This is a genomic window from Streptomyces sp. NPDC001020 (assembly GCF_053599115.1).
In genome coordinates this window covers 1-3,512 of the sequence record NZ_JBSFLQ010000092.1, presented here as the reverse complement: position 1 = coordinate 3,512, position 3,512 = coordinate 1, and the positions used below count along the sequence as shown (strand labels likewise).

Below are 3,512 nucleotides of genomic sequence, written 5' to 3'. Positions count from 1 at the left end.
GAGAGTTTCCACTCCAAGTACGCATGACTGATCGCTATTTCCGTGTTGCGCAGCAGAATCCATGACTGGTCGAACCGGTAGAAGGAGCGCAGGGCCGTGATCACTGAGATGATCACGCCGACGAGGGACAGAACCAGTTCCTTGTCGGTTCGTCACGCCGGGCGCGTGCGCGGGCGGGCCTTCGGGGCGGGCCGTTTCGAGCAGCAGCGCCAGGGGGTCGACATCCTCGGGTACCTCGTAGCGCGGCATGCTTGGCTCTGTCTCGCTCCTCCCTCGCTTCTCCCTCGCTCGTTCGAGCGGTAGCGAAGCACTTGTGCCCGATACGCTGCCGCCTGGGATCAGAATCGCGCCCATGGGAGCAGCCATGACCACCTCCGCCGCCGGGCAACCGCTCATCACCCAGCCCCGTGCCACGGTGGCCGCACTGCGGCGGGCCATCATGCCTCCGTTCGACGCGCTGTAGTGCGCCGCCGACCGCTCCTTCCTCGTAGCCCGGATCACCGCCGCGCACCGAGACGTGAGGGCGCCGCCCCGGCCGTTCGAAAATCATTGGCCGACGGAAATCGATCGGCCTCACCCTGTACGCCATGAAAGAACCGCAACACAGGATCCGCGCGCTCCACACGGCATCCACGATCACCGTCTACCAGGCGTACCTCCCGGAGATCGGGGTGCCTGCGGTGCGCAAGGGCCGTTTCCCCGCTGCATGGAAACGGGATCGAATGACCTGGATCAAGCCGTCGTTCCTGTGGATGATGTACCGCTGCGGCTGGGGCACGAAGCTGGGACAAGAGACCGTTCTCGCTGTCGAGATCACTCGCGACGGCTTCGAGTGGGCGCTACGCCACGCGTGCCTGTCCGGTTACGCACGCGGGCTGCACTCCGACCGCGCCGCCTGGCAACGCCAGTTGAAGCGTGCACCGGCCCGCGTGCAGTGGGACCCCGAGCGCGATCTGCACCTCCAGCCCCTGCCCTACCGCTCCCTGCAACTCGGCCTCTCCGGTGAGGCCGTACGACGCCACGCGGACGAGTGGACGGTCTCCACCAGCGACGTGACGCCGCTCGCCCACGAGATCCGCGCAGCCGTCAGCAACGGCGACCTCGACTCCGCGACCCGACTACTGCCCATGGAACGGCCATACCTCGTCGAAGACGAACTCATGGCCCACCTACGCTCGTGACCAGGCACGCTCATCGAACAGCCAACTACCTTCTCCGAGTCCCATGGCAGCGCACAACCGTAGGGACGGGTGCGACCTGCCCGATCGGCGTGGCTCCCGCCGAAGGCTGATCACGTACTGGCTGACCCAGTGCTCAACGCGACTATGTGCTCGGCCTGTTGACATCGCGGCACTGTGCGGAGTCAAATCCACCAAGTGGTTGGTGGAGAGGAGGCCGACGGTGGCCGAGGAGCGTCCCCGCGGGGCGGAGCGCAAGGCAGCGCTGGTGATCGCGGCATACGAGCAGATCGCGGCAAAGGGACTCGGCGGGCTGCGGCTGCGCGAGGTGGCAAACGCGGTCGGCATCGACCACTCCACGATCCACCACCACTTCCCCACCAAACGGGACCTGGTCAGCGCGGTCGTCGACCACGCGACCCGGCAGTTCTGGAACGTGGCACCTGCGACGGGTACGTCACGGGAGAAGCTGCACGCACACTTGGCCACGCTCGGCCGGATGATCACCGACCGTCCCGACCTGCACGTGGTACTGCGCGAGATCGACCTGGCCGCGTTGCGCGACCCGGAACTCGCCGAGGCCATCGCGGCCAACGAGCGCGGCTGGCAGGCCTCGCTCGTCTCGGTCTTCACCGACGGCGCCGCCGAGCACGCCTGGCCGGACGGCGTCGACCCGATCATCGCGGCAAAGCTGGTGATCGCTTCGGTCAAGGGCGCCAGCCTCGGTCCGGATCACGCCGCAGCCGTTCTCGCCCACCTGGACACGCTGCTCAGCAGAGGATCTTCGACATGACCAGGATCATCGTGATCGGCGGCGGCATCGGCGGGCTCTGTCTCGGTCAAGGATTGCGTCGCGCGGGCATCGACGTCGCTGTGTACGAACGCGACACCACGCCCGACGCCCGGTTGCAGGGCTATCGCCTGAACATCGAACCCGTCGGCAGCAGGGCGTTACAGGCCTGCCTGCCCGAGGATCTGTGGCACACGCTGATAGCCGCGTCCGGCGATCCCGGTCGCGGCATGGGCGTGTTCACCGAGCGCTTGCACGAGTTGATGCGCGAGGACGACGTGATCGCGCCCGATCCGGCGGAGGCTACGCACGCGGTCAGCCGGATCACGCTGCGCCGCCTGCTGCTGCACGGCCTGGATGACATGGTCGAGTTCGACAAGGAATTCGTCGGCTACGAACAACTGCCGGACGGTCGGGTTGTCGCGTCGTTCGCGGACGGCAGCACCGCAACGGGCGATCTGCTGGTCGGCGCGGACGGCAACCGGTCCCGGGTGCGCCGACAGTTCCTGCCGGACGCGCGCACCACCGACGCGCCGGGTGTCGGCATCGGCGGCAAGCTTCCGCTCACCGAGGCGAACCTGGCCTGGCTGCCGCCGGAACTGCTCAGCGGCAAGAGCATGGTCCTGCCGAAGCGGGATTTCCTGTTCACCGCGGTGTTCCGCCGCCGCGAGACCGAGTCCGAACCGGTGGACGAGGACTATCTGATGTGGGCGCACGTGTCGCACCGGGACACGCTGCGCGCCCCGCTGAATTCCGGCTCCGGCCCGGACCTGCGCTCGGCCGTTGCTGGCCGTACGGCCGACTGGCATCCCGACCTGCGCAGGGTGATCACGGACACACCCGCCGCCACCGTGCAGCGGTTCGACTTCGCCGCCGCGCGGAAGCCGAAGCACTGGGACACCACGAATGTCACACTGCTCGGCGACGCCATTCACTTCATGCCGCCGGTCGGCGGGCTCGGCGGCAACGCCGCGCTGCACGACGCGCACCTGCTGCGCGACGCCCTGGTCCGGGTGCGCAGCGGTGAACTCGCCTTGCCCGTCGCGGTGCGCGAGTACGAGAGCCGGATGCTGGCGGACGGATTCGCGTCCGTCGGCACCGCGTTGCGCTACCTCACCCTGGCCACGGCCAGGAGCAGGGCGCTGCGCGGCACAGCTCGCGGCTTCTTCCGCGCCTGCGGCGCGATCGGCCCCCTGCGCAGAGCGGTCTTCGCCGACTAAGGACTGTCCTATGTGGTGAGGCGGACGAGCCGCACCGCTGCCCTCGCTTGAAGGCCTCAGCGTGTACGTGGCGACCCGGACAGGGGGGTGTGTGATGAACAGCCCGGCCCATACCCCGCTGCGCGTGGGCGCCGATCCAATCAGGTGAAAGTCGCCCTCGGCGGAAGCGAAGTACACCCGCTGATCACTGGATCCGCTGCCTCGATACAGCAAGGCATGCGCGGCTCACACTCGGCTCTGGGGAGTCGGCAGGAATCCGGGGCTCCGTCCGTCAGGGACCGGTTGAGGCGTCGGTAGCTCGTTGAAGAACGACTCGGCTTCGTC

At 68.0% G+C, this 3,512-nt stretch carries 3 protein-coding genes; all 3 read left to right on the top strand.

The features are described 5' to 3' along the window. Positions 1–587 precede the first annotated feature (587 nt). Positions 588–1,181, top strand: a complete 594-nt coding sequence (locus ACWDEX_RS37065) for a DUF4291 domain-containing protein (RefSeq protein WP_450469073.1) — start codon at positions 588–590, stop codon at positions 1,179–1,181. Between the two features lie 220 nt (positions 1,182–1,401). Then, the gene (locus ACWDEX_RS37060; RefSeq protein ID WP_450469071.1) at positions 1,402–1,971 is read left to right on the top strand and encodes a TetR/AcrR family transcriptional regulator; all 570 of its coding nucleotides are present in this window, start codon (positions 1,402–1,404) and stop codon (positions 1,969–1,971) included. Beyond that, positions 1,968–3,188, top strand: coding sequence for an FAD-dependent oxidoreductase (locus ACWDEX_RS37055; RefSeq protein ID WP_450469069.1), 1,221 nt, complete (start codon positions 1,968–1,970; stop codon positions 3,186–3,188). Before ACWDEX_RS37060 ends, ACWDEX_RS37055 begins: the two co-directional genes overlap by 4 nt. The last annotated feature ends 324 nt before the right edge of the window (positions 3,189–3,512 follow it).